A 23,613-nucleotide genomic window follows, 5' to 3' on the forward strand; every position below is an offset into this window, starting at 1 on the left:
TTGTACTATTTTATTCCATTACTTCAATATCGAAAACCTCAATATTTTCTAAACCACCATAAAAGTCAAACCATGGAGTGGCATATTGTTTTAGAATGGCGTTTAATTCTTCAACATTTTCTTTCCCTTGGGTGTCCAGCCATTCCAGTAATGCTTTGGCGCCTTGCTTCCCATAGATTTCCACACTATCGCGCCAAGTTGCTCGTCCACCTAAGATTCCTGAGAATTTAGCACCATGTTGACCAGCAAAGGTCAATTCATCGCGAAAGACATTCGCTGGGACACCCGCACTCAAATAGATAAATGGTCGCGTCGCAGCGTCACTAGCTTCTTTGAAGTAATTGGCGGCTTCTTCTTGCGTATAGACGGCCTCTAAGCCTTCTTTTTGGAAACCTTCAACTAAGTCGAACTGAACCGGTACTTCGACTTTCAAAATATCGATATGGTAGTGATCTTTCGTCAGTTCCTGAATGGTTCGGATGACCTTGCTCGGTTTGATCTTGGCAAAAGCAGGTGATTTGTCATCTGTGATCTCATCGTCGTAAACGATTGGCTCTACAAATAACGGAATATCGGCCGCTTGTGCCTCCGTACCTAAACGTTCTAAAAACGCATGTTTGGTATCTAAAATCTCTTGCGGTTCATCTGGATTATAATAAACCAAGACTTTCGCAGCATCTGCCCCTTTTTTCACTAAGCGCTGCAGCGATTCATTGGGTAGAATTTCTGGCAAACGACCCGGCGTATTGACATCATACCCTGTTTTTTCATAGGAAAGGATCAAGCCAGCGTTGGGATTCTTTGCTTCGATCCCTAAGAAGCCATATTCCTCGTCTAACAAAATACTGCTGACATATTTGGTCAATTCTTGGGAAACCAACTGCTTGAATTCATAAATGTGTTCCATCGTAAAGTCATCTGGTCCAGTTGCCGCCTTCATCATTTTTTTCATGGAACCACGTTGGTCGATCGCTAGTGCGGCAATCACACCATCCTCATTTGAAAGTTTTTGCATTCGTTCAAATTTACCTCTTGAAATTCGTTTCATTAAAAAAACCTCCCTCGATCTTGCTATCTTTAGTCTACGCCTACTTTGAGAAAAACCCAACTAATAAGCAAAAAGAGAGGAGACCCAGGTGTTGGTAGCAACGGCAAGGATATTGCTGCCAACACCTGGGTCATCGATCAATAACTGAAATAACTAGCTGTTTCTGCTGCGTTTTTCCCTGAAACATGTCCAGTACAAAACGCTGCTGTAATGTTGAAACCACCTGTATACCCATTGATATCCAATAATTCACCAGCAAAATACAAGCCGTTGATTTTCTTGCTCTCCATGGTTTTTGGATTGATTTCTTTCAGATGGACCCCGCCACCAGTCACGAAAGACTTTTCTAACGGGAACGTGCGAACGATAGTGACTGAAAAGCCTTTGATCAAGGAAGCGAGCGCAGCCAACTGTTCTGGTGAGGCTTTTTCAGCAACCAGCTCATGCAGGTCTAGCTGCTGCAAAAAGAAGGTCATCAAGCGCTCAGGCAAAAAGCCAGCTAAAGCATTCGGCAATTGTTTCTTCGAAGCTGCAGACTGAATCAATTCTTGGGTCAAGGCTTCATGGGATTTTGCTGGCAGACAATCCAGAACAACCGTCACGGGTTGCTGCTTTTTCATTTCTTGATTTACAAAAGAGGAACAGCGTAAAGCAGCTGGACCAGATAACCCAAAGTGGGTAAACAAAAGATCCATGGTATGGGCGACGATGGGCTTTCCTTTTTGATCCAAGACACTCAACGTGATGTCTTGCAAGGAAATGCCTTGCAACGTCCGCTCTTGAATAAAGGAGTCTTCTGAAACAAGCGGCGATTCGGTTGGATAAAGTGGCGTAATGGTATGGCCGACTTTTTTTGCCATCTTATAGCCGTCCCCCGTTGCGCCCGTGGAAGGATAGGTGCGGCCACCTGTCGTCAAAATCACACTAGGGGCAGAGAACTCATCGGTTTCGGTTCGCACGCCGCGAATTTGACTGCCGTCATGGATCAGCTTTGTGACGACTGTGTTCGTCAATAGGGTGACGTGATGATCGTTGATTGCTTGAAGCAACGCTTCGACGATGGTTTTTGATTTGTTCGTCACAGGGAACATCCGTCCGTGGTCTTCTTCTTTTAAGACGACACCTAAGTCTGCGAAAAACGCCATTACATCATAATTATTGAATTGAGAAAACGTGCTATACAAAAACTTGCCGTTTCCTGGAATATGAGCAACTAAATCATCTACCGGCCGATTATTGGTTACATTGCAGCGTCCGCCGCCAGTCATCAATAATTTCTTGCCGATTTTTTTGTTTTTTTCGATTAATAACACCCGCGCACCTTGTTTGGCAGCAGTGATCGCAGCCATCATGCCGCTCGTACCTGCACCAACAACAATGACATCATAGGTTTTTTCCATTCTTTTCACCTCTTTGGGATTGTAACACATCGGCTATGAGTGCTGAAAGGATTGGTCGATTTTTTTCGAATAATAAAAAATTCTGACAATTCTAAAAAAAAGCGTGCAATTTCAGAAAATTTCTTTAAAATAGAAAATATCTTAAAGGAGGTAATGCACTATGACCAAAGCTTCAGCTTACGTGAAAGAAATTCAAGCGAAGATTCATGAGAAAGACCAACACCAACCGGAATTTCTTCAAGCAATTGATGAATTTTTGCCTACGATCGTTCCCTTTTTAGAGGAGCATCCAGAATATATTGAATCAAATATCCTTGCACTCTTAACTGAACCAGAACGTTTTATCCAATTCAGAGTCCCGTGGCAAGATGATCAAGGCAACTGGCAAGTAAACCGTGGCTATCGGATTCAATTCAACTCGGCAATGGGGCCTTACAAAGGCGGCTTGCGTTTTCACCCAAGTGTAAACTTGAGTATCTTGAAGTTTTTGGCGTTTGAGCAAATCTTCAAAAACAGCTTGACAGGTCTGCCGATCGGCGGCGGCAAAGGCGGAAGTGATTTTGATCCAAAAGGCAAATCCGATGCCGAAGTGATGCGTTTTTGCCAAAGCTTTATGACGGAGCTGTCAAAACATATCGGACCTGACTTAGATGTTCCTGCTGGCGACATTGGTGTCGGAGGCCGAGAAATCGGCTATTTGTTTGGTGCCTACAAACGATTGAAACAATACGATGCTGGTATTTTAACTGGTAAGCCATTAGACTTCTGGGGCAGTAAAAACCGCACAGAAGCAACGGGTTATGGCGCCGTGTATTTCGTTAAGCATTTATTGACAGACCTAGGTGAAACCTTTGCAGGCAAAAAAGCGATCGTTTCTGGAAGCGGCAATGTTGCGATCTATGCAATTGAGAAATTGCAAGAATTAGGTGCGATCCCTGTCACGTGTTCTGATTCCTCTGGTTTTATCTATGACAAAGACGGCATTGATCTGGCCTTGTTAAAAGAGATCAAAGAAGTGAAGCGTGAACGGTTGACGGCTTACGCCAAGGAACGTCCATCAGCCGAATATCATGAAGGGGCATCTGTCTGGGATTTTGATACACCAGCGGAATTAGCCTTTCCTTGCGCGACCCAAAACGAGATTGATCTCTCACAAGCCAAACGTGCAAAAGCCAATGGTGTCCGGGTCGTTTCTGAAGGCGCGAATATGCCTAGCTCATTAGAAGCAGCAGAATATTTTATTGAAGAAGGAATTTTCTACTGCCCAGGAAAAGCAGCCAATGCTGGCGGCGTGGCCGTTTCTGCGTTAGAAATGAGTCAAAACTCCCAACGACTGCAATGGGAAAAAGCTGAAGTCGATGCCAAATTGGACGATATCATGAAGTCGATCTATGAAGCATGCCGTGATACTGCTGAAACCTTCGATCAAAAAAATAATTTTATGTTAGGTGCGAACGTCGCAGGCTTTGAAAAAGTTGCTAAAGCAATGTTTGCCCAAGGACTTGTCTAAAATCACCCAACAGGCTACCTATCAGGAATTACTTGAAAAAAGTTGAAAAAAAACGTAAAGTAGGTAGTGTATGAAAAACTATTTTTTCAAGGAGGACAAATCATGTCACACATCAAGTTTGACTATTCGAAAGTAGCACCATTCGTGAACGAATACGAATTGAGCTACATGCAAAGTCAAGTTACAGCAGCAGACAAACAATTACGCGAAGGAACAGGTGCTGGTAGCGACTTTTTAGGTTGGATCGACCTTCCTAAAAACTATGACAAAGATGAATTTGCGCGTATCAAAAAAGCGGCTGAAAAAATTCAATCTGATTCTGAAGTATTAGTCGTGATCGGGATCGGCGGATCTTATTTAGGAGCGAAAGCAGCGATTGATTTCTTAAATCACTCTTTCTTTAACTTGCTACCAAATGAAGAACGCAAAGCACCACAAATCTTTTTTGCAGGTAATTCGATTTCTTCAACATACTTAGCAGATTTGATCGAAATCATCGGTGACCGTGACTTCTCTGTGAATGTGATCTCAAAATCAGGAACAACTACTGAGCCAGCGATCGCTTTTCGTGTTTTCAAAGAACGTTTGATTGAAAAATACGGCAAAGAAGAAGCCAACAAACGGATCTACGCAACAACGGATAAAGCGAAAGGTGCAGTAAAAGTTGAAGCAGATGCTGAAAACTGGGAAACCTTTGTGATTCCAGATGACGTCGGCGGCCGTTTCTCTGTATTGACTGCTGTTGGTTTATTACCAATCGCTGCCAGCGGAGCGGATATCGATGCCTTGATGCAAGGGGCAGCAGATGCTAGCGATGCTTACGCAAGTGACGATCTTGAAAAAAATGAAGCGTATCAATATGCAGCAATGCGTAACATCCTTTATCGTAAAGGCAAAGTAACCGAATTGCTGATCAACTACGAACCAGGCATGCAATACTTCTCAGAATGGTGGAAACAATTATTCGGCGAGTCTGAAGGAAAAGACCAAAAAGGGATCTATCCTTCAAGTGCAAACTTCTCGACAGACTTGCATTCTCTTGGTCAATACATCCAAGAAGGCCGTCGCAATATCTTTGAAACAGTTGTTAAAGTTGAAAAACCACGCAAATCAATTGCGATCCCTACACAAGAAGCAGATCTTGATGGTCTTGGCTACTTAGAAGGAAAAGAAGTTGATTTTGTTAATACGAAAGCCTTTGAAGGAACATTACTTGCACATACAGATGGGGATGTCCCAAATCTGTTAGTAAAAATCCCTACAATGGATGCGTACACGTTAGGTTACACCATGTACTTCTTTGAGATCGCTGTGGGTATCTCTGGCTACTTAAATGGCGTGAACCCATTTGACCAACCAGGGGTTGAAGCGTACAAGAAAAACATGTTCGCCTTACTTGGCAAACCAGGTTTTGAAGATCTTGCAAAAGAATTGAACGAACGTCTATAATTTGATAAAGAAACGCCTTGAGCCAGTCTGATTGGCTCAAGGCGTTGTTTTATTTTCGTATTTGTTGTGCTACTAGATCGTTGGGCCAATAAATCAGCGGTCTTCTTTTAATCCCCAAAGCAACGCAGCAGACAATAGTCCAAAGATACAGGTTTGAATAATTGGCATTTGGCTCATCTCCTTTTGATTTCCTTTAGTATAAAATGCTTTTTAAGAAGTGGCACGAACAAACCAGTGCGTTTCAACGAACGAAACTGTCATTTCTTGGTGACAAATGCGTGATAAATTGAAATAAAACGTTTTCAATTTGATGCTTTTTTGTTATTATATCTTTAAGAAAGAAAACGGTTGAGGTGAGGATATGGAGAATATTACGATCGGTGAAAAATATGTCTGCCAACCTGTCGGGGCGAGCAAGCCTGTGATTGGTGTGGTGGAAAAACTATACGTAAATACGGCGTTGATCGTCGTTTCAAGTTATGAAGAAGAAGATCAAGCACAAGTAGAAGCTTGTAATCGTCGGATGATCGTCAGTTTCAATAAAATTTGTACGCAAACAAACGTTGCCTAACCAACTAGCAAAAAATGCTGCTCAACGGAACACCGTGAGCAGCATTTTTCTTCGTGTGAGATCAGCCAACGCCGATCACAAAATTCAATAGTTTGTCTGAATAAGTCATATCTTCTTCCGTCACACTCAACTCTTCATTTAAGATCCCCATCTGGTCAGTAATGATCCCGTCCACCCCGTAAAAACGCATCCGGCTGATAGTATCCGCATCATTGGGGGTCCAAACGAACACTTCCTTGCCATCGGTTCGGGCAGAAGCGATGAAGTTGCGGTTGATCGTACTGTATTCCATTGTCAGAAAATCAGCACTGGTCAGTGGTGGCCCCACGACATTGAAGGGCATGATGTATCCTGAAATCAATTGAGGCGCCTGCGCCTTTAACTCCTCAACAACTGTATAGGAGAGACTTTGCATAATATGACCATTTGCAAGGAGGTCCTCTTGATATCTTGCTAAAAAGGCATTTACAAGTTCCTCGGTATCTTTTCGCTGCGTTTTGATCTCCACCAGCAGTTTTTGGTCCAATTGGTTGGCAAGTGCCAAGTACTCATCAAAGGTTGGAATACGCGCTGTCTGGTTGTTTTCCGAAACTGTCAGTGATTCGGCGTAACTCAAAGGCAATTGCTCTGGTTTGCCCTGACCACCTGTCAATGGACGGTAAGAAAAATCATGATAGACAATAAAATGACCATCACTGGTTTGCTGGACGTCCATTTCAACATAATCTGGGTGGTACTTCTCGCTAGTAAAGCGTAGTGCTTCAAGAGAATTTTGGACCCCTTGTCCGTCGCTGACCCCTCGATGGGAGATCGTTACCGGATGGATCGAAGCAGCTGAAGTCAGATAGTTCATATTATATAGACTAACACCGACACCGAAAAGCACCGTTACCAAGGTAAACAACGAACTTTTTAGACCTAAGAAGTGACGCTGGTTCAATGGTTCTTGGTGGAACCATGAAGGAATCTCTGGTAAAAAGCCTTCATCATCCATGAAATCAACGATGATGTAAAAAATGGCTACCGTCGATAAAATGACATTCAGTAACAAGATAAATTGCAAGAAAGTCATAATAAAAACAGCACTATACAACGCATAGTCCGGTGTAACAACTTCAATCACCGCCTGAATGGTAATCAGCAAAGTGAAGCCCAGTGTCGAAATCAACAAGATGCTGCCACCGATAAAGACAAATTGACCAACGATGGCAAAAAAACGGCGTTTTGTTACTTGGAGGCTTTCTTTGATCGCTTTTCGAAAGGGCAGATCACGTAATATCATTTCTGGCAAGGCAAAGATCACGCGAATCCCCAAGTAAATCAACAAAACATAAACCAACAGCACTGCCCCGATGATCAAGACACGGTTGGCAAAAATGAAATCCATGATAAATGCGGGAATTTTGATTTTTGCGAGTAAATCAGAATTAAAACTCAACCCACCGATCGGTAAAATCAGTAAGAAGTAAAACAGGAAAAATAAAAAGGTCATCGGCCGTAATTTACGCAACTGCAAAACAGTCATCCGTAACAATTGCCGCAAGCTGATCGGCTGTTTCTTTTTAATAAAATAGACACTTAGCAGCAAAAAAGTAAACTCAAAAAAGACGGCTAATAAAATCAAAAGTAAAATCAGTGTTAATGAGAGCAGCACGACTGGGTGGTCGGTAAAGATACTGCCAATATTATCAAAAGAAAGGTAAGGCAAGCCCCCACGTTTTAAGACGAACTTGGTGGAAGCCGATAAGATTGGGATCACTAAGAACAACAAAGCACCGTGCATCAGTAACACATCACGGAAGTAGGCATTGCTGTCTTTCAAAAAATCCCAAGTGTTGACTAAGCTGTTTTTTAAATAATTCATGGTCGTCATCCTAACAAAAGTAAGTATTTTGGTTCCTATTTATTCTAAAAAGGCGGAAAAAAAGAGTCGAACAGTTTCAGAAGCACATTCGCCACAGGTATAGATCCCTGTATGAAAAGCAGCTCCTTCATGTTCGGCTCAATGAATTGATCGTTTTTCTTACCTATTTTTCTTATCCGCCTAACAAACCAGTTAAGAATGTTCCACCATAAATCAAAGCCATGCTGTACAAGAAAATTGAAGCAGGTTTTGCCAACAAAATAATCAGCGTAAATTTCTTCACTGTCATGTTGGTCAAGCCAGCCATTAGACAAAGGGCATCATCTGGGGCGACTGGTAGAAAGATTGCAAGGGCGAAAAGTTTTTCAAATCGGCTTTGGTTATCTAACCAGCCAATATATTTATCGTAAGTTTTGTCACTGATCATACTTAAAATGAATGGTTTACCGTATCGTCGGCCTAGCAGGAAAATAATGACAGAACCAATACTGATTCCTACATAGTTATAAACGAATCCTAGATAAGGACCGAAAATCAAGACACCTGCAGCGCTGGAGACACCACCGGGAATGATCGGGATCACTACTTGCAAGATCTGCAAAAGGATAAAGACGATTGGTCCTAAGATAACGGAATTTCCAACTAGACCTCGCAGTGCATTAATGTCTTTGAAAACACCTAGATTGATAAAATAGATCGTTAATGCGATAGATAAACCTAAGCCAATAATAGAAATCGTATTAATGATACGACGAGAAGTTGCTATGCTCACAGGACTTCATCTCCTTTATGTTTCATAATCCCACTATACGGGGTGAGACCAGAAAAATCCAGTAAAACAAATGACAAACGTCAAACAGTTTTGTAAGGTATGCCTTTATTATAAAAGAAGTCCGAAAAGAAAACATTGTACTAAAGTCTGAAATAAGAAAAATTTATAGTTTCTGCGCACCAATAGTTTCAGGAGATTTTTTTATCTGAGGGATGTTTTTTCGTTCGCTTCATTTGCCAACGATTAACGATCTTTTCAACCACACTCGTCATCATGAAGCCTCCAGCGATCGCCCCAGCGGTGATGACAACGATCATCAGATTTTCAAAGCCGACAAAGTTGTCGCCCAAAGCGAATTCTCGAACGGCTTTGTAGGCAGGACCACCCGGTACGAGAGGAACGAGGCTAGGAATGTTAAAAATGATCATGGGCATTTTTTTTCTGCGGGAAAAAAAGATGCTGACGCAACCGACGGCAAATGCGGCTAAGAAGTTGGCGCTTCCTAGACCGTAGCCAATCGTTTTCAATGACCAATAGATCATCCAGCCAACCGTTCCAGCGATGCCTGTTGCAACTAAGGCTCTTTTAGGAATATTGGTCAAGATACCAAAGGTCACGGTGCTTAAAAAGCTAAAGGAAAGGTGAATAAAAATCGTCATGAGATCCCTCCAAATAAGGTGAAGACCGTGGCGATGCCAACACCGATCGCGGCAGCTGTGAAAATAGCTTCAGTTCCCCGAGCAGTCCCACTGATGAGATGGCCTGCCAAAATATCCCGAAAGGAATTGGTGATCGCTACACCAGGAACTAAGGGCATGACGGCACCGATAATCAAATTATCGACGTTTTGTGCGACATGAAGAGAGACCGCTAGAAGAGACAAAGTACCGATCAGTAAAGAGGCGCAAAACATATCCAAAAAGCGGATATCGATGACTTTTTTGACCCAATAGGCGCATAAAAATCCCAGACAGCCAATGACAAACGTTGCTAGAAAATCAAACCAAGCACCGCCGAAAATAATCATTAAAGTACTGCTGACCACGCCCGCACTAAAAACCTGCAGCCAATAAGGAAAACTTGGTGTCGTTGGATTGACCTTTTTTAATGCCTCGTGCAGTTCCACTAACGAGATTTTTTTTTCAGCATAGGCACGAGACAATCCGTTGACGGCAACAATTTTTTCGAGATTGATGACTCGATCATGAACATTTTCTACTTGTGCATAGTGGCTACTGCGTAAGCCCATAAAAAGTCCAGTTGCTGTTACATAACTAATGCTGCCTTGCTCTCCGGCATTTGCTGCAATTCGATTCATTGTATCTTCCACTCGATAGACTTCCGAGCCGTTTTCCATCATGATTTTTCCTGCCAACAAACAGGTCTCCAATAATAGCTCTTTTGATTCAGCCATTTCCAAACTCCTTTTTCAATCGAATTTGCGCACTACATTCTTAGTGTACAATTTCAGCGAGTTTTCAACAAGGAAGAAAAGTAGATTTGAAAAATAACTAGCAGCCAATGCGTAGGATTTTTTGTGATAAATGAAAGGAGAAGCACTTCTTTTAATTAGTAAACATTCGTTTTTAATGAACAAAGTGAATAGAAATAAGATAACGGATGGAGTGTTTTATTTTAAAAAAATGAATATCTCGGTTACAATTAAATAAATATAAAAAGGGGGATTTATTGATGCGAAGGAAGGTCTATACAAGAGAACACATTTTGAAGGCCGCTTATGAACTGATCAATAGAGAAGGTTTTGGCAATTTTACGGCCCGGAATATCGCTAAGCACATGGGAATTTCTACTCAACCGATTTATCTTGAGTTCGAAAATATGCAGGACTTAAAAAATACCTTGGTGGAGGCTGTTTTCAAAGATTTATCGGAAAATGTTTTTCCAGTTGTTCGAACAGGAGACAAACTTGTTGATTTAGGCCTGAATTATATACGCTTCGCTCAAGAGCAGCACAATCTCTACATCGCCCTTTTTATCGACGACTATGGCGGTGGGAAATTGATGCATGATTTTTCATCGACCTATTTCAAATCCTTGATCAAATCAGAAGAAAAATATGCGGATCTTTCAGAAGATGCGGTAAATGCATTACATAATGGCGCATGGATCGTTGTGACTGGTTTGGCTTCCTTAATGTCGGCGGGTATCATCACACCCACCGATGACCAGATCATCAAAATCATCAACGAGACCATTGAAGGCGTAATCGAAAAGAAAGATAGCTACATCTTCGATTAAAGAACAAAAAATCTGCATCCCATTACTTATTGGGTGCAGATTTTTCTTGACATTTTTAATAAAACTAGCGAAAATAACTGTTATGGAGAGTTGGCAGAGTGGTAATGCAGCGGACTCGAAATCCGCCGACCCGGTTCATCCCGGCGCGCAGGTTCAAATCCTGTACTCTCCTTATATCAACGCTTTGGAGCGTTTAGCCTATCTTTTGAGATAGGCTTTTTTGTTTGTTGTGGGCAGAAAAATGGGCAGAGAAGCTAACTGACTGCCGAGTTTGCTCGATGACCATCTGAAAAACCCTCAGCTTACACTCAATCGGGAAATCAACAGAAATGTACGCCAATTCGCTGGACTCTTTTTTCTTGTGGTGCGGCAACAAACGAAAAGAATCAATCGGGCAAACGTGCTAAGGCGTATTCAATTTGTTCAGAAGTAAAGCCTTCATAGGAAAGTTGGTTCGCTACACGCTCATCTGATAAGGATAAATTTTGCGAGTAGCGAATTGCTTTTTTCAAAGCTTGCTCGTTCCAATCGGCATCCACGGTGGCTACGGCAAAGTCTGCTGCGCTCTCAGAAAAATCTTCATAGAGTAGTTGGCGTTTCAAGCTCGACTGAGAAAACGCATTGCTGGATAAGTATCTTTCTGCACGATTCAGTGCATTTCTTTCTTCACGAGAAAGTTGAGGTGTATGTTGCTCGTTGTTTGCGGGTTCTTCTTGTTGCGCGTTGCTTGCTTCGTTGTTGCCAGCTGTTTGTTCTCCTTGTGGTTGTTCCATGGAAGCAGTGGCATCGCCAAAGGATTCATTTTTCCTTGCTTCGTTACGTAAAGAAAGGCTTAATTGGGCAGTGATGCTATCGAAAGACGTCACATCTTGGTAGAAGGACAAGCCACCATACGAAAACAAGACAATAAAGGCGGAAGCGACAATGAGAAAAACATTTCGATCTCGTTTGTTTTTTTGAGTTATCAACCCAATATAAAATAAGATAATGCCAAAAATGAAACCGATCAAACCGATAAAAAACAAACCAGCGAAAAATGTAGCCATAAGCATCCCTCCTAAGAAAACAGTTTCCTAAAGTTAATAGTACTATGTCTGGAATCAGAAAACAGATTTGTCTTTTCATGAATAGAGGAAAAGAATGATTTGACAAATGTAACGTGTATGCTATTAATGGATCATTCATATGTATCAAAGAAGTGACGCTCAAGAATTACTGGTAAAATCGCTAGTAAACGAAATGAAAGTATGGTTGTATCAGTAGGAGGGAAGAAGATGGATTTTGAAGAAAAAGATTACTTTATGCGTTACACAAAAATTGCGGCACAGGGATTGAGCAAATTTATTAAGCAAGGATCTGTTGATGAAATCTTACAGCTGGATGAACAGCAAAGTGGACAGAAGCAAGAAGCGGATACTGCAAAAGACAAAAGCGAGCCAAAAAACAAGAAAGCACCTAGCTAATTTTTTCCTTAGCGAGGTGCTTTCAGTACGAATCGGTATCCTTCATTTGGATAAACTCCTTATGCAGTTTTTTTCAATTCTTGTACAGCTTGCTCGATCGTAATTCCAGTCGCAAAATGATTCGCATCTTTTTTATCGAAAACGATAAATAAATTCAATTTGGTATCCAGAGTTACACGATATTGTAGATCTGTGTTATAGAATGTCATAGTCATTCTCCTTTCTTAAAACTTGTCATTGAAAGGCAACAGTTAGTTGATAACGAAATTCCATAGTTAGAATAACACTTTTTTTCACATTCGTCCAATAAAACTATCAAACGAACGAATCTGACTGATCCTTTTCAAGAAATCAATGCCTGAGAATGGCAGCAAAAGAAGTTTCCTGGAGTCAGTAAATTCGGGAAAAGTATCTTTGTATATTTTCAGAAAAATAGAATTCATAAAAAATTTCTTAAGAATTTTGAGGATAGCTATTTTCTTAGATAACAAATTTGTAAGATTGAGAGTATGAGTTGGTTGGAAACCTTGATATCATAAGGTTTATCTCCAAATTATGTTTTGTGCAAAAATATATTGATTGTATTTTTTTGAAAAAGAGATCGTATCTCTTGAATTCTATGGTATGATTTACTTTAGAAAAATGAAAATGGATTATGAAAACGGATGTGAAAATATGTGCGGAATTGTCGGCTTTGTCAATTCAAAAGACCAAAAAGAAATCATTATTGAACGCATGATGGACCGGATCGTTCATCGCGGACCAAACAGTTCAGGAAAATTTACCGACGACCAAGTAGCGTTAGGGTTTCGTCGTTTATCGATCATCGACTTAGAAGGTGGCTCACAACCGATTTTTAACGAGGATCGAACAAAAGTCATTATTTTTAATGGGGAAATCTATAATTTTCAAGTGTTGCGGGAAGAATTGATCCAAGCGGGTCATGTTTTTTCTACCCATGCGGATACCGAAGTAGTCTTACATGGCTATGAGGAGTGGGGCATTGATGTTTTGCAGCGCCTGCGGGGAATGTTTGCTTTTGCCATCTGGGATACTCAAAAACAAGAGCTTTTCGGCGCACGGGATCACTTTGGGATCAAACCATATTACTATGCGCAAATGAATGGCAGTTTTATGTTTGGTTCTGAAATCAAGAGCTTTTTGCCTCATCCAGATTTCAAGAAAGAGTTGAACCAAGAGGCGTTGAAACCTTATTTGACGTTTCAATACTCGCCTTTGAACGGAGAAACCTTCTTTAAAGGCGTTCATCGTTTGCAAGAAGGGCATTATTATTTGTTTAATGAACAGGGATTGACGATCAAGCAGTATTGGGATGCAGATTTTTCAGTGAAAGAAAATCATTCAAGAGAAGAATGGGTCGACAAAATCGATCAAGCAGTCCAGGAATCAATTGCCGCTCATCAAATCAGTGATGTTGAAGTCGGCTCATTTTTATCCAGTGGTGTCGATTCAAGTTACGTAGCTTCTGTCTTGCGACCAGATCGCTCGTTTTCAATCGGGTTCGATGACAAAACCTACAACGAAGCGATCGAGGCCCGCAAATTGACGGAAAAACTTGGTTTGAACAACACAGCAGCGGTCATCGATGGTGAAATGTCCTTTGAGGCATTCCCGTTGATTCAGTATCACTTGGACGAACCAGATTCTAACCCAAGCTGTGTCCCTTTGTACTTTTTAGCCAATCTGGCAGCACAGCAAGTGCGAGTCGTTCAATCTGGGGAAGGGGCAGATGAATTATTTGCCGGTTATGCTGCTTATGGCTTCCACACAAACTCTAAAGCGGTGCGCGTTTTTGCCCAAGGGTTGAAAAAATTGCCACAAAACATCCGCTTTCGTTTGGGACGTCAAATCGGCAAAATGAAAAACTTCCATGGTCGAATCCATCTTTATGAAGCAACGGCACCTGCCCAAGACTTCTTTATCGGGCAAGCACTGGTCTTTGAAGAAGAGGAAGCACTGCAGCTTTTAAAACCAACCTATCAAAAAGGACCCTCTGTTGCTGAAATCGTTGCGCCTCATTATGAGAAAGTCAATGGTCTCAAAGACGAGGTCAATAAGATGCAATATTTGGATCTTCATCAGTGGATGCCAAAGGATATCTTGTTAAAAGCAGACAAAATGTCCATGGCGAGTTCCTTGGAATTACGCGTTCCTTTATTGGATATTGAGATGCAAAAGCTGTCGCAAACAATCCCGACGAAATATTTGATCAATCAAAACAACACCAAAGATGTGTTTCGACAAGCGTCAAACCGTCATTTGCCAAAAGAGTGGGCAAACCGTGAAAAACTCGGTTTTCCTGTACCTATCAAGGCATGGCTGAAAGAAGGAACAGGATATGAAGCAGTCAAGAGCCTTTTTGAGTCAGACTTTGCGGCAACCTTCTTCGATCAAACAGCAATTTTACAAATGCTTGAAGACCATCGCCAAGGAAAACCGAATCTTCAGCGAAAAATCTGGACGATCTTTACGTTCTTGACCTGGTATAAAGTATTCTTTATTGATGAATCGATTCCAGAAGCCAAAGAAATCGTTTATGAAACACTTTGATTTGAATATGGCAGAAAAAAAAGCTGATGCGGACATCCCGCATCGGCTTTTTTTATAGACCTAAATATTTTTCCAAGTAATCGACCATGCCATCTTCCGCATTGGTTTTGTCGGTAACATCATTGGCGATCGATTTTAATTGTTGCGTGCCATTCGCCATGGCAACGCCCCAACCCGCATAATCCAGCATCTCCAAATCGTTGTGTTCATCACCAAAAGCGATGATATCTTGTCGATCCAAAGACAAAGAATCCGCGATCACCGAAAGACCAAGTGCTTTATGGACCCCTTTTGGTACGATCTCTAAGATAGCTTGAGGTCCGCCCCATGTTCGAACATCGACCGCATCGTCGAATTGATCCTTGATACGTAAAGAAACAGATTCTGCTAATTCATTTTCGGTTTTCACCAGTAATGAAGTGGGGTCCGTTTTTAAATTTGCTAATAGATTTTTTTCGGAAGCATTGCCCGAAAAGAAAAAGTGCTGATCAAATCCGCTTAGGTCATCGATGAAAAAGGTTTCGCGATTTTCTGCTGCCACAAACGTCAGCCCCAGCTGCTCTTTTTGCGCCATGAGTTCAAACGCAATTTCTCGAGAGATCGAGTGCTCCATTTCATTTGCCCAGACTTGTCGAGGTTTATGGACTAACCCACCGTTAAAATTGACCATTGGTGTTGTGAGCGCCAATTCTTTATAGAATTGATCGCTCATACGAAAAGGTCTTCCTGTAGCGATGGTAACAAAGTGTCCCGCTTTGGTGGCGCGAACCAGTACCTCACGTGTGCGAGGGGAAAGTTGGGATTCAGTATTTAAGGTTGTGCCATCTAAATCAATGGCGATGATTTTTGGTTTCAAAAGACTCGCTCCATTCTCTTATGGTAGTGGCTTAAGTGTAACATATTTCTGTCATTTCACAATACAAGTAAGTTTTCATAATATTTACAAAGCAAAACACGAACATTAAACGTTTTTGGTTCGTTTTATTCGGAAAAAGGTTTGAAAAGCGAAAATTATTCCCTTATAATTTGTATTTGTTCGATGAAAAGCGCAATTATTCATTTTTTCTTTTCATAGAAACGATTAAAGTTCAGGAGTGAAACATAACATGGAAAAGTTTTTCAAATTAAAGGAGAATAAAACGACGGTTTCCACAGAAGTGATGGCTGGGGTCACCACCTTCTTCGCGATGAGTTATATTTTGTTTGTGAATCCGACGATTTTATCTGCTGCAGGCATGCCGTTTCAAGCTGTTTTCTTAGCAACGATCATCGCTTCAGTGATTGGTACCCTGATCATGGGCTTATTTGCAAATGTGCCTTACGCGCAAGCACCTGGAATGGGCCTTAATGCATTCTTCACCTTTACCGTCGTTTTTGGTTTGGGGTATACGTGGCAGCAAGCATTAGCGATGGTTTTCATCTGTGGCTTGATCAACATTTTTATCACGGTCACTCGTATCAGAAAAATGATCATCCATGCGATTCCAGAAAGCATGCAGCATGCAATTGGCGGCGGGATCGGGATCTTTGTGGCTTATGTAGGGATCAAAAATGCCAACTTGCTAAACTTCAGTGCAGACACTGCCGCAGTGACTGGTTCAGTTGTCGACGGTGAGACGATCGTGAGTGCCAATTTTAATGGGGGGATCGTCCCAGCTTTGGCGAATTTCAATAATGCACCTGTTTTGTTAGCAGTGATTGGTTTAGTAGTGACTACTTTATTAGTGGTGAAAAATGTTCGTGGGGCAATTATTTTTGGTATTTTAGGAACGACGATCATCGGTATTTTGATGGGTGTGGTGGATTTAAGTGCCATTGATTGGCACGGGAATTCATTAGGAAGTTCCATCAGCGAACTAGGCATCACATTTGGCGCTGCGTTTGGCTCTGAAGGAATGGGCTCACTATTCAGTGATTCTGCCAAAATCCCTCAAGTAATTATGACGATTTTAGCGTTTAGCTTATCAGATGTCTTTGATACGATCGGTACCTTTATCGGGACTGGACGTCGTACAGGGATCTTTTCGAAAAAAGATGAAGAAGCGGTTGAAAACAGTAACGGGTTGAACACGAAGATGGATAAAGCCCTTTTTGCAGATGCCGTAGCCACTTCTGTAGGTGCCATCGTAGGGACCTCAAATACAACGACTTATGTGGAATCAGCAGCTGGTATCGGTGCTGGTGGACGCACGGGCTTGACTTCTGTTGTAGTGGCAGCACTCTTTGCGATCAGCAGTATCTTTTCTCCACTGATCTCAATCGTTCCCGCACAAGCGACAGCACCAGCGTTGATCTTAGTTGGGGTAATGATGATGGCTTCGTTTGCAGACATCAAGTGGACCGATCTAGAAGAAGCAGTTCCCGCTTTCTTCGCGTCTATTTTTATGGGCTTGTCTTACAGTATTTCCAATGGGATCGCTGTTGGTTTCATTTTCTACGCATTAGTGAAAGTAGTGAAAGGAAAAGCCAACGAAGTATCTCCGATCATCTGGGTCGTCAATGCGTTGTTTATCCTAAACTTTGTCATTTTGGCTTTGATCAGTTAAGTTTAATGAAGAAAATCTTTCTGTATGTTACCTGCAGAAAGATTTTTTTATTTGATTATTACTCACGATACGGTATAGTATTTGTGAAAGAAGGTTTGTAAATGAAGATTGATTGGAAACGAAATCTACTGATTTCATGGGTAGGTTGTTTTTTTACGGGTGCCAGTTTTAGTCTTGTCATGCCATTCATTCCCTTATATATAGAAGAGTTAGGCGCTCCAGAGAGTCAAATTGAGTTGTTTTCTGGATTAGCAATCTCAGTAACGGCGTTTGCGGCGGCTATCATTGCTCCAGTATGGGGAAATCTAGCAGATCAAAAAGGTCGTCGCTTAATGATGATTCGCGCGGCTGCGGGGATGACAGTGACGATGGGGTCTTTGGCTTTTGTACCGAATGTCTATTGGTTGTTGATCATGCGTTTCTTTACCGGAATTTTATCGGGGTATATTCCCAATGCGACTGCATTGATTGCTTCGCAGGCGCCTCGAGAAAAAAGCGGTTGGGCGCTTGGGACATTGGCTACAGGAGCCATCGCAGGGAATTTGATCGGTCCATCGATGGGTGGGGCGTTGGCGCAATGGTTCGGCATGAAAAATGTTTTTATCATTACTGGTGTTGTGCTGCTAATTACGCTCTTGCTTACGATTTTTCTCGTTCAAGAAGATTTTGAGCCGGTTGAAAAGGGCGATTTGCTGTCCATCAAAGAAATTTTTGGTCAAATCAAAAATATGCAGTTGCTTGTCGGTTTGTTTATTACGTCACTGATTTTACAGCTAGGTGTAACGAGTATCAGCCCGATCCTTACATTGTATATTCGTGATCTAAGCGGGAACAGTGGCAATATTTTGTTTGTCAGCGGATTGATCGTCTCTGTTGCTGGTGTTTCGGCAATCATCTCTTCGCCATTTTTAGGCAAAATCGGTGATCGTTACGGCAATCACAAGGTATTGTTAGGCGGTTTATTGCTGTCATTTTTCTGTTTCATTCCGATGGGCTTTGTCTCCACACCGTTTCAGTTGGGCGTGCTGCGCTTCTTGCTTGGTTTTTCGACAGGTGCGTTGATGCCGTCGATCAACACACTGATCAGCAAGATCACCCCGATGGAAGGGGTCAGCCGTATCTACAGCTACAACCAAATGTTCTCTAACTTTGGACAAGTGTTAGGTCCGATGGTCGGCTCAACGGTGGCAGCTGGCTTTGGTTATCCCGCCGTCTTTTGGGTAACTAGCGGGTTTGTACTGATCAATATTTTTATCTCAGGATTTAATTTCCGTAAAAGCTTGCGTAAAACGGACATCAGTGAATAGTTGAAAAGAAAAAAAAACCAGTTACAATAAAGGTAACTGGTTTTTTTTTAATGGCTTGTCTTTTCAGGCGCTGGTGCGATAATACCAACAAGAATGATCACCACACCTGTGACCAAAGAGATGATTGAAGTTAATTGAAAATCATAAGTTGCTCCAGCAAGTGAGCTGCCTAGATAGCCAACGACTTGACCTAATACAAAAGTCCAAAATAAAGTGACTAAGTAACGCATGACGACACCTCTTTTCTGCGTATCTTCCATTTCGACTTTAGTTTATCACAAAAATATTTATTGTAAAGATTTTCACTTTTTCATTTTGTTTTTCAAATCTAATTACTAGCAGAAAGAAAGAGAATTTTCATTTTTGGAGGGATTTCAATGTATTCACAGCTCACCACCTTAAGCGCCTATTCGTTGCTGCAAAGTACGATCAAAATTCCTCACTATATAGAGCAAGCCAAAAAGATGGGCTATCAGACGTTGGGTCTGACCGATCATAATGTTCTCTATGGCGCGGTCGAGTTTTATCAGCAATGCCTAGCACAGGGCATCAAGCCGATTTTTGGCGCTTTGTTCGACTGTACCTTCGGAGAGGGATCAATGTCCTTTCCGTTGTACGTATTTGCAAAAAACCTCAAGGGCTATCAAACCTTGATGCGTTTATCAAGTGAAAAAATGATCACCGAGCAGTTGAATTTGGCTGCTTGTGATTCTTTGCAGGACCTCTTTGGTTTGCTGCCTGAAGGCGAGGGATTTCTCCCTTCTCAGCACAATGATCTAGAAGCCAATCAAGAAGCACTGCGAGCAATCAGCCATAAATTTGATTCTGAGAGCTTGTTTTTAGGTATTACTAGCAAAGGGTTAGATCCAGAAACGATCGCTTGGTTTAACGAGCAAAACATTGCACCATGTGCGTATCAACCAATCGCGGCTTTAGCACAAGAAGAAGCCTTTGCAGTCAAAGTGATGACGCATATCAAAGAGGGCTCGCAAATTGAAGACTTTCGTCAGGCTAAAGAGCAAGGGGCTGCGCAGCTTTTTCTACAACCAGCAGACCAACTGACCGCGGCATTTGAAGAATGGTCGCAGGCATTGATGAATAATCAGCGGATTGCAGCTGAATGCGCCGTCGAGCTGCCGCTGCATCAGCGGCTGTTACCTCATTACCCGCTACCAGCCGAAGAAAGTGCTGCGGACTATTTGCGGAAAATTTGTTTTGAGCGTCTGCCTCAGCGTGTTGCCCACGTTACATCGGCGTACGAACAGCGTTTGGATTATGAGTTGTCCGTCATCCATAAGATGGGCTTTGATGACTATTTCTTGATTATTTGGGACGTCATGGACTTTGCCCACCAACAAGAGATCGTTACCGGCGCTGGACGGGGATCGGCTGCTGGCGCACTGGTGGCATATGTTTTATCGATCACCGACGTAGATCCAATCAAATACGATCTTTTGTTTGAACGATTCTTGAATCCAGAACGTTACACGATGCCTGATATTGATTTAGACATTCCTGACAATCGCAGAGACGAGATTTTACAGTATGTGCGCCAAAAATACGGGCAAGAATATATGGCACAGATTGCGACGTTTGGCACCATGGCGGCCAAAATGGTTCTGCGAGATGTTTCTCGTGTCTTTGGTCTTTCGCAAAGTGAAGCCAATCGCTGGTCAAAAGCCATCCCCAATGCCTTGAAAATGACCTTAGATCTTGCTTATGAACAATCCAATCAGCTGCGAGAATTGGTGTCGTTTAATGAGCGTAACCAAGTAATGTTTCAAGTCGCCAAAATTTTAGAAGGCTTGCCACGTCACGTATCGACTCATGCCGCTGGTGTGGTGATCAGTGACAAGAATTTGCTTGATCTGGTTCCCTTACAAGAAGGCAGCGATGGGATCTGGCTGACCCAATTTACCATGAATGACGTAGAAGCCATCGGCCTATTGAAGATGGACTTTTTAGGCTTGAGAAACTTATCGATCATTGATAATACCTTGAAAGGCATTAAACGAATCAGCCAACAAATCGTTACCCAAAAGGAGATTCCTCTTGATGATCCAGCAACATTGCGCTTGTTTCAAAAAGGCGAGACCGCAGGGATCTTCCAATTTGAATCAGCGGGGATACGCAATGTGCTGCGTAAGTTAGGACCAGAAAGCATCGAGGATATTGCCGCAGTCAATGCCTTGTATCGTCCAGGACCGATGCAAAATATCGATACCTTTATTAAGCGGAAAAAAGGACAAGAGCGTGTCTCTTATCCAGATGACAGCTTGATTCCGATTTTGCAAAACACTTACGGAATCATTGTCTACCAAGAGCAGATCATGCAGGTAGCTTCCAAAATGGCTGGTTTCAGCTTAGGACAAGCAGATATTTTGCGTCGAGCAATCAGTAAAAAGAAAAAAGACGTCTTGGATGAGGAACGTCGTCATTTTGTGCAAGGCGCCTTAGCCAATCAGTACGATGAAAAGACCGCCAATTTGGTCTATGACTATATCGAGCGGTTCGCCAATTATGGGTTTAATCGATCCCATGCGTTTGCCTATTCCTTTATCGGCTTTCAAATGGCCTATCTGAAGGTACACTATCCCGCACCATTTTTTGCTTCGATCCTACACTCGGTACGCAACACCGCCAGCAAAATGAAAGAATATTTAAATGAAGCCGCACGTTATGGCGTAGAAGTACTGCCGCCTTCGATCAATGCCAGTGGGTTTAGTTTTCAACTGCAAAATGAAAAACAAATTCGTTTTGGTTTCAGCAGTATCAAAGGAATCCGACGCGACATGATCCAAGACATTTTGGCAGAAAGAAAAGAGCATGGTAATTTCACGTCTATGGATCAATTTTTGCTTCGCTTAAATCAGCGGAACAGCAAATGGTTAAAATTGGATTATTTATTGCCGTTTTTGAGCATCGGCGTATTCGATGGGATCGCCCCCAATCGAAAACAAGCACTGATCCAGCTAGAAGGAAAGATCCAAAACATTACTTATAGTGGCGGCAGTTTGGATCTCTTAGAAACTATGGCATTAAAAGAAGAAGTCGTTGCCGATTACAAACTAGAAGAAAAACTGGCTTTGGAAGAAGAATACTTAGGTGTTTATTTGTCTGGCCATCCCGTGGAACAGTTTCAAAAATTGCACCAATTAAAACAAATCACTGATATTGCCGATCTGGTTCCGAATGAACGGGTGCGTATCCTTTTATATGTGCGCAAGATTCGAGAGATTCGAACGAAAAAGGGCGAACAAATGGCGTTTGTCGAAGGAACAGATGCCAGCAAAGAAGTGTCAGTAACGATTTTTCCCATCGTTTATCGACAAGTACGTTCCTTGATTGAAGAAAATGCTGTTCTTTATATCGAAGGAAAGGTCGAGGTAAGTCGTTACAATGGTGAAATCCAACTCATTGCTGATAAAATAGACTTAGCAGAAAACGTTCAAAATAAAATTGCGTCACAAACTTGTTACTTAAAGATTTCTGCTGAAGCTGAAACGTCGCACCTGCAAGCATTGTCGAAGGAAATGAAGCAGCATCACGGAAATATTCCAGTGGTGATGTTCTATGAAAGCAGTGGCAAAAAAGTGTTATTAGCAGAAGAAAACTGGGTGACGGATGAGCCGAACTTTGTCAAACAACTGATCGCATTATTAGGAAATGGAAATGTAATTTTCAAGTAATTTTCCGAAAGCGGTAATTCAACTTACACTTTTTTCAACTTTTTCCCACTATTTCAAGACATTTTCATGGAATAATGGTAGAATATGTCTCGTGGTTATTACTTGAAAACTAGCAAACAGGGGCTTCCCTAAACAAAATCTTTTGATGAGGTGAAAGAATAATGAAACGCATTGGAATTCTAACCAGTGGCGGCGATGCACCAGGAATGAACGCAGCGATTCGCGCAGTTGTCAGAAAGGGTATTTTTGACGGACTTGAAGTATACGGAATCAACTATGGCTATGCCGGACTAGTCGCAGGTGACATTCGTCGCTTAGATGTTGCTGATGTTGGTGACAAAATTCAACGTGGTGGAACATTCTTATATTCAGCACGTTATCCAGAATTTGCGACACAAGAAGGACAATTAAAAGGAATCGAACAATTAAAGAAATTTGGCATCGAAGGGCTAGTCGTGATTGGTGGAGATGGATCTTACCATGGTGCGATGGCACTTACTCGTCACGGTTTCCCAGCGATCGGGATTCCAGGAACGATCGATAATGACATTCCAGGAACAGATTTCACGATTGGTTTTGATACAGCGATCAATACTGTCTTGGAATCGATTGACCGGATCCGTGATACAGCGACATCACATGTCCGCACATTCGTGATCGAAGTAATGGGTCGTGGTGCTGGCGATATCGCTTTATGGTCAGGTGTGGCCGGTGGTGCGGATGAAATCATCATCCCAGAACATGATTTTGACATGCAAGTTGTTGCTGATCGTATCCGTGAAGGACGCGACCGCGGGAAAAAACATTGCTTGATCGTTTTAGCCGAAGGTGTGATGGGCGGAAATGATTTTGCTGACAAACTTTCTGAATACGGCGATTTCCATACCCGTGTATCAATTCTAGGACATGTTGTCCGTGGTGGTTCACCAAGCGCTCGTGACCGTGTGTTAGCAAGTAAATTTGGTTCATATGCCGTTGAATTATTGCAACAAGGCAAAGGCGGTCTATGTATCGGTATCGAAAACAATGAAATGATTGCTTCTGATATCATCGATACCCTTGAAAACAATCGTCACAAACCAGATCTTAGCTTGTATAACTTGAACAAAGAAATCTCATTCTAAAGAGATTTTTAAAGCAACGCAACAGTAATTTTGTAAAAAA

Annotated in this window: 20 protein-coding genes and 1 tRNA gene; 11 read left to right on the top strand and 10 right to left on the bottom strand. The window is 42.0% G+C overall.

The features are described 5' to 3' along the window. Positions 1–10 precede the first annotated feature (10 nt). Both IGJ05_RS13970 and IGJ05_RS13975 read right to left on the bottom strand, forming a co-directional pair. The gene (locus tag IGJ05_RS13970; protein WP_005237193.1) at positions 11–1,048 is read right to left on the bottom strand and encodes a tagatose 1,6-diphosphate aldolase; all 1,038 of its coding nucleotides are present in this window, start codon (positions 1,046–1,048) and stop codon (positions 11–13) included. Positions 1,049–1,185: 137 nt separating this feature from the next. Continuing rightward, positions 1,186–2,448, bottom strand: coding sequence for an NAD(P)/FAD-dependent oxidoreductase (locus IGJ05_RS13975; RefSeq protein ID WP_375353027.1), 1,263 nt, complete (start codon positions 2,446–2,448; stop codon positions 1,186–1,188). A 160-nt stretch (positions 2,449–2,608) separates the two neighbouring features. Between IGJ05_RS13975 and gdhA the strand changes: the two genes are divergently transcribed. The 3 genes from gdhA to IGJ05_RS13990 all read left to right on the top strand — a co-directional run bounded on the left by gdhA (position 2,609) and on the right by IGJ05_RS13990 (position 5,978). Beyond that, entirely contained in the window at positions 2,609–3,958 is a 1,350-nt protein-coding gene (gene gdhA, locus IGJ05_RS13980) for an NADP-specific glutamate dehydrogenase (RefSeq protein ID WP_010749697.1), read from the top strand. Between the two features lie 102 nt (positions 3,959–4,060). Continuing rightward, complete coding sequence (locus IGJ05_RS13985) at positions 4,061–5,407, top strand: glucose-6-phosphate isomerase (protein WP_005229134.1); 1,347 nt, start codon at positions 4,061–4,063, stop codon at positions 5,405–5,407. Between the two features lie 361 nt (positions 5,408–5,768). Beyond that, positions 5,769–5,978, top strand: coding sequence for a hypothetical protein (locus tag IGJ05_RS13990; protein WP_005229136.1), 210 nt, complete (start codon positions 5,769–5,771; stop codon positions 5,976–5,978). Positions 5,979–6,039: 61 nt separating this feature from the next. Here the strand turns inward: IGJ05_RS13990 and IGJ05_RS13995 are convergent, their stop codons facing one another. The 4 genes from IGJ05_RS13995 to IGJ05_RS14010 all read right to left on the bottom strand — a co-directional run bounded on the left by IGJ05_RS13995 (position 6,040) and on the right by IGJ05_RS14010 (position 10,028). Further along, on the bottom strand, positions 6,040–7,842 hold the full coding sequence (locus IGJ05_RS13995; protein WP_438725317.1) for a glycerophosphoryl diester phosphodiesterase membrane domain-containing protein: 1,803 nt from the start codon (positions 7,840–7,842) through the stop codon (positions 6,040–6,042). Between the two features lie 172 nt (positions 7,843–8,014). Continuing rightward, positions 8,015–8,614: a TVP38/TMEM64 family protein gene (locus tag IGJ05_RS14000; protein ID WP_005229140.1), complete on the bottom strand. Its 600-nt coding sequence runs from the start codon at positions 8,612–8,614 to the stop codon at positions 8,015–8,017. A gap of 188 nt (positions 8,615–8,802) precedes the next feature. Next, positions 8,803–9,273 carry a threonine/serine exporter family protein gene (locus IGJ05_RS14005; RefSeq protein ID WP_016608602.1) on the bottom strand — a complete coding sequence of 157 codons (471 nt, stop codon included), beginning with the start codon at positions 9,271–9,273 and terminating at the stop codon, positions 8,803–8,805. After that, a complete protein-coding gene (locus IGJ05_RS14010) occupies positions 9,270–10,028 on the bottom strand; it encodes a threonine/serine exporter family protein (protein WP_010749694.1) in 759 nt (252 codons plus the stop codon). The genes IGJ05_RS14005 and IGJ05_RS14010 overlap by 4 nt, the downstream gene beginning before the upstream one ends. 278 nt (positions 10,029–10,306) lie before the next feature. Between IGJ05_RS14010 and IGJ05_RS14015 the strand changes: the two genes are divergently transcribed. Then, positions 10,307–10,873 (top strand): TetR/AcrR family transcriptional regulator, encoded by a 567-nt coding sequence (locus IGJ05_RS14015; RefSeq protein ID WP_010749693.1) that lies wholly within the window; start codon positions 10,307–10,309, stop codon positions 10,871–10,873. 84 nt (positions 10,874–10,957) lie between these two features. Further along, positions 10,958–11,045: transfer RNA gene (locus tag IGJ05_RS14020), tRNA-Ser, on the top strand. Positions 11,046–11,259: 214 nt separating this feature from the next. Here the strand turns inward: IGJ05_RS14020 and IGJ05_RS14025 are convergent. After that, complete coding sequence (locus tag IGJ05_RS14025; RefSeq protein ID WP_317720958.1) at positions 11,260–11,919, bottom strand: Ltp family lipoprotein; 660 nt, start codon at positions 11,917–11,919, stop codon at positions 11,260–11,262. 228 nt (positions 11,920–12,147) lie between these two features. Here IGJ05_RS14025 and IGJ05_RS14030 point away from each other — a divergent pair, with 228 nt between their 5' ends. Beyond that, positions 12,148–12,336, top strand: coding sequence for a hypothetical protein (locus tag IGJ05_RS14030; protein ID WP_015510099.1), 189 nt, complete (start codon positions 12,148–12,150; stop codon positions 12,334–12,336). A 59-nt stretch (positions 12,337–12,395) separates the two neighbouring features. Here the strand turns inward: IGJ05_RS14030 and IGJ05_RS14035 are convergent, their stop codons facing one another. After that, a complete protein-coding gene (locus IGJ05_RS14035; protein WP_005229155.1) occupies positions 12,396–12,545 on the bottom strand; it encodes a hypothetical protein in 150 nt (49 codons plus the stop codon). A 466-nt stretch (positions 12,546–13,011) separates the two neighbouring features. Here IGJ05_RS14035 and asnB point away from each other — a divergent pair, with 466 nt between their 5' ends. Then, positions 13,012–14,907 (top strand): asparagine synthase (glutamine-hydrolyzing), encoded by a 1,896-nt coding sequence (gene asnB / locus IGJ05_RS14040; RefSeq protein WP_010749664.1) that lies wholly within the window; start codon positions 13,012–13,014, stop codon positions 14,905–14,907. Positions 14,908–14,959: 52 nt separating this feature from the next. Here asnB and IGJ05_RS14045 read toward each other — a convergent pair whose 3' ends face one another. Further along, the gene (locus IGJ05_RS14045) at positions 14,960–15,763 is read right to left on the bottom strand and encodes a Cof-type HAD-IIB family hydrolase (RefSeq protein ID WP_005229159.1); all 804 of its coding nucleotides are present in this window, start codon (positions 15,761–15,763) and stop codon (positions 14,960–14,962) included. Between the two features lie 250 nt (positions 15,764–16,013). On the opposite strand from IGJ05_RS14045, the gene IGJ05_RS14050 reads away from it, so the two are divergent. After that, the gene (locus IGJ05_RS14050; protein WP_005237180.1) at positions 16,014–17,453 is read left to right on the top strand and encodes an NCS2 family permease; all 1,440 of its coding nucleotides are present in this window, start codon (positions 16,014–16,016) and stop codon (positions 17,451–17,453) included. Positions 17,454–17,554: 101 nt separating this feature from the next. Then, positions 17,555–18,760 carry a multidrug efflux MFS transporter gene (locus IGJ05_RS14055; protein ID WP_005231893.1) on the top strand — a complete coding sequence of 402 codons (1,206 nt, stop codon included), beginning with the start codon at positions 17,555–17,557 and terminating at the stop codon, positions 18,758–18,760. 47 nt (positions 18,761–18,807) lie between these two features. On the opposite strand, the gene IGJ05_RS14060 is transcribed toward IGJ05_RS14055, so the two are convergent. After that, positions 18,808–18,990: a YjzD family protein gene (locus IGJ05_RS14060; RefSeq protein ID WP_008377814.1), complete on the bottom strand. Its 183-nt coding sequence runs from the start codon at positions 18,988–18,990 to the stop codon at positions 18,808–18,810. A gap of 147 nt (positions 18,991–19,137) precedes the next feature. On the opposite strand from IGJ05_RS14060, the gene dnaE reads away from it, so the two are divergent. Next, positions 19,138–22,449, top strand: coding sequence for a DNA polymerase III subunit alpha (gene dnaE / locus IGJ05_RS14065; protein ID WP_438725318.1), 3,312 nt, complete (start codon positions 19,138–19,140; stop codon positions 22,447–22,449). Between the two features lie 161 nt (positions 22,450–22,610). Continuing rightward, positions 22,611–23,573, top strand: a complete 963-nt coding sequence (gene pfkA, locus IGJ05_RS14070; RefSeq protein WP_005229169.1) for a 6-phosphofructokinase — start codon at positions 22,611–22,613, stop codon at positions 23,571–23,573. Positions 23,574–23,613: the final 40 nt, after the last annotated feature.

Origin of the sequence: Enterococcus sp. AZ167 (genome assembly GCF_051714025.1) — a bacterium.
GTDB classification, from domain to species: Bacteria; Bacillota; Bacilli; order Lactobacillales; family Enterococcaceae; genus Enterococcus_D; species Enterococcus_D casseliflavus.

Coding starts and splice junctions, on each gene's coding strand:
- IGJ05_RS13970 (WP_005237193.1), bottom strand. CDS start 1,048: ATGAAACGAATTTCAAGAGGTAAATTTGAACGAATGCAAAAACTTTCA.
- IGJ05_RS13975 (WP_375353027.1), bottom strand. CDS start 2,448: ATGGAAAAAACCTATGATGTCATTGTTGTTGGTGCAGGTACGAGCGGC.
- gdhA (WP_010749697.1), top strand. CDS start 2,609: ATGACCAAAGCTTCAGCTTACGTGAAAGAAATTCAAGCGAAGATTCAT.
- IGJ05_RS13985 (WP_005229134.1), top strand. CDS start 4,061: ATGTCACACATCAAGTTTGACTATTCGAAAGTAGCACCATTCGTGAAC.
- IGJ05_RS13990 (WP_005229136.1), top strand. CDS start 5,769: ATGGAGAATATTACGATCGGTGAAAAATATGTCTGCCAACCTGTCGGG.
- IGJ05_RS13995 (WP_438725317.1), bottom strand. CDS start 7,842: ATGAATTATTTAAAAAACAGCTTAGTCAACACTTGGGATTTTTTGAAA.
- IGJ05_RS14005 (WP_016608602.1), bottom strand. CDS start 9,273: ATGACGATTTTTATTCACCTTTCCTTTAGCTTTTTAAGCACCGTGACC.
- IGJ05_RS14010 (WP_010749694.1), bottom strand. CDS start 10,028: ATGGCTGAATCAAAAGAGCTATTATTGGAGACCTGTTTGTTGGCAGGA.
- IGJ05_RS14015 (WP_010749693.1), top strand. CDS start 10,307: ATGCGAAGGAAGGTCTATACAAGAGAACACATTTTGAAGGCCGCTTAT.
- IGJ05_RS14025 (WP_317720958.1), bottom strand. CDS start 11,919: ATGGCTACATTTTTCGCTGGTTTGTTTTTTATCGGTTTGATCGGTTTC.
- IGJ05_RS14030 (WP_015510099.1), top strand. CDS start 12,148: ATGGATTTTGAAGAAAAAGATTACTTTATGCGTTACACAAAAATTGCG.
- IGJ05_RS14035 (WP_005229155.1), bottom strand. CDS start 12,545: ATGACATTCTATAACACAGATCTACAATATCGTGTAACTCTGGATACC.
- asnB (WP_010749664.1), top strand. CDS start 13,012: ATGTGCGGAATTGTCGGCTTTGTCAATTCAAAAGACCAAAAAGAAATC.
- IGJ05_RS14050 (WP_005237180.1), top strand. CDS start 16,014: ATGGAAAAGTTTTTCAAATTAAAGGAGAATAAAACGACGGTTTCCACA.
- IGJ05_RS14055 (WP_005231893.1), top strand. CDS start 17,555: ATGAAGATTGATTGGAAACGAAATCTACTGATTTCATGGGTAGGTTGT.
- IGJ05_RS14060 (WP_008377814.1), bottom strand. CDS start 18,990: ATGCGTTACTTAGTCACTTTATTTTGGACTTTTGTATTAGGTCAAGTC.
- dnaE (WP_438725318.1), top strand. CDS start 19,138: ATGTATTCACAGCTCACCACCTTAAGCGCCTATTCGTTGCTGCAAAGT.
- pfkA (WP_005229169.1), top strand. CDS start 22,611: ATGAAACGCATTGGAATTCTAACCAGTGGCGGCGATGCACCAGGAATG.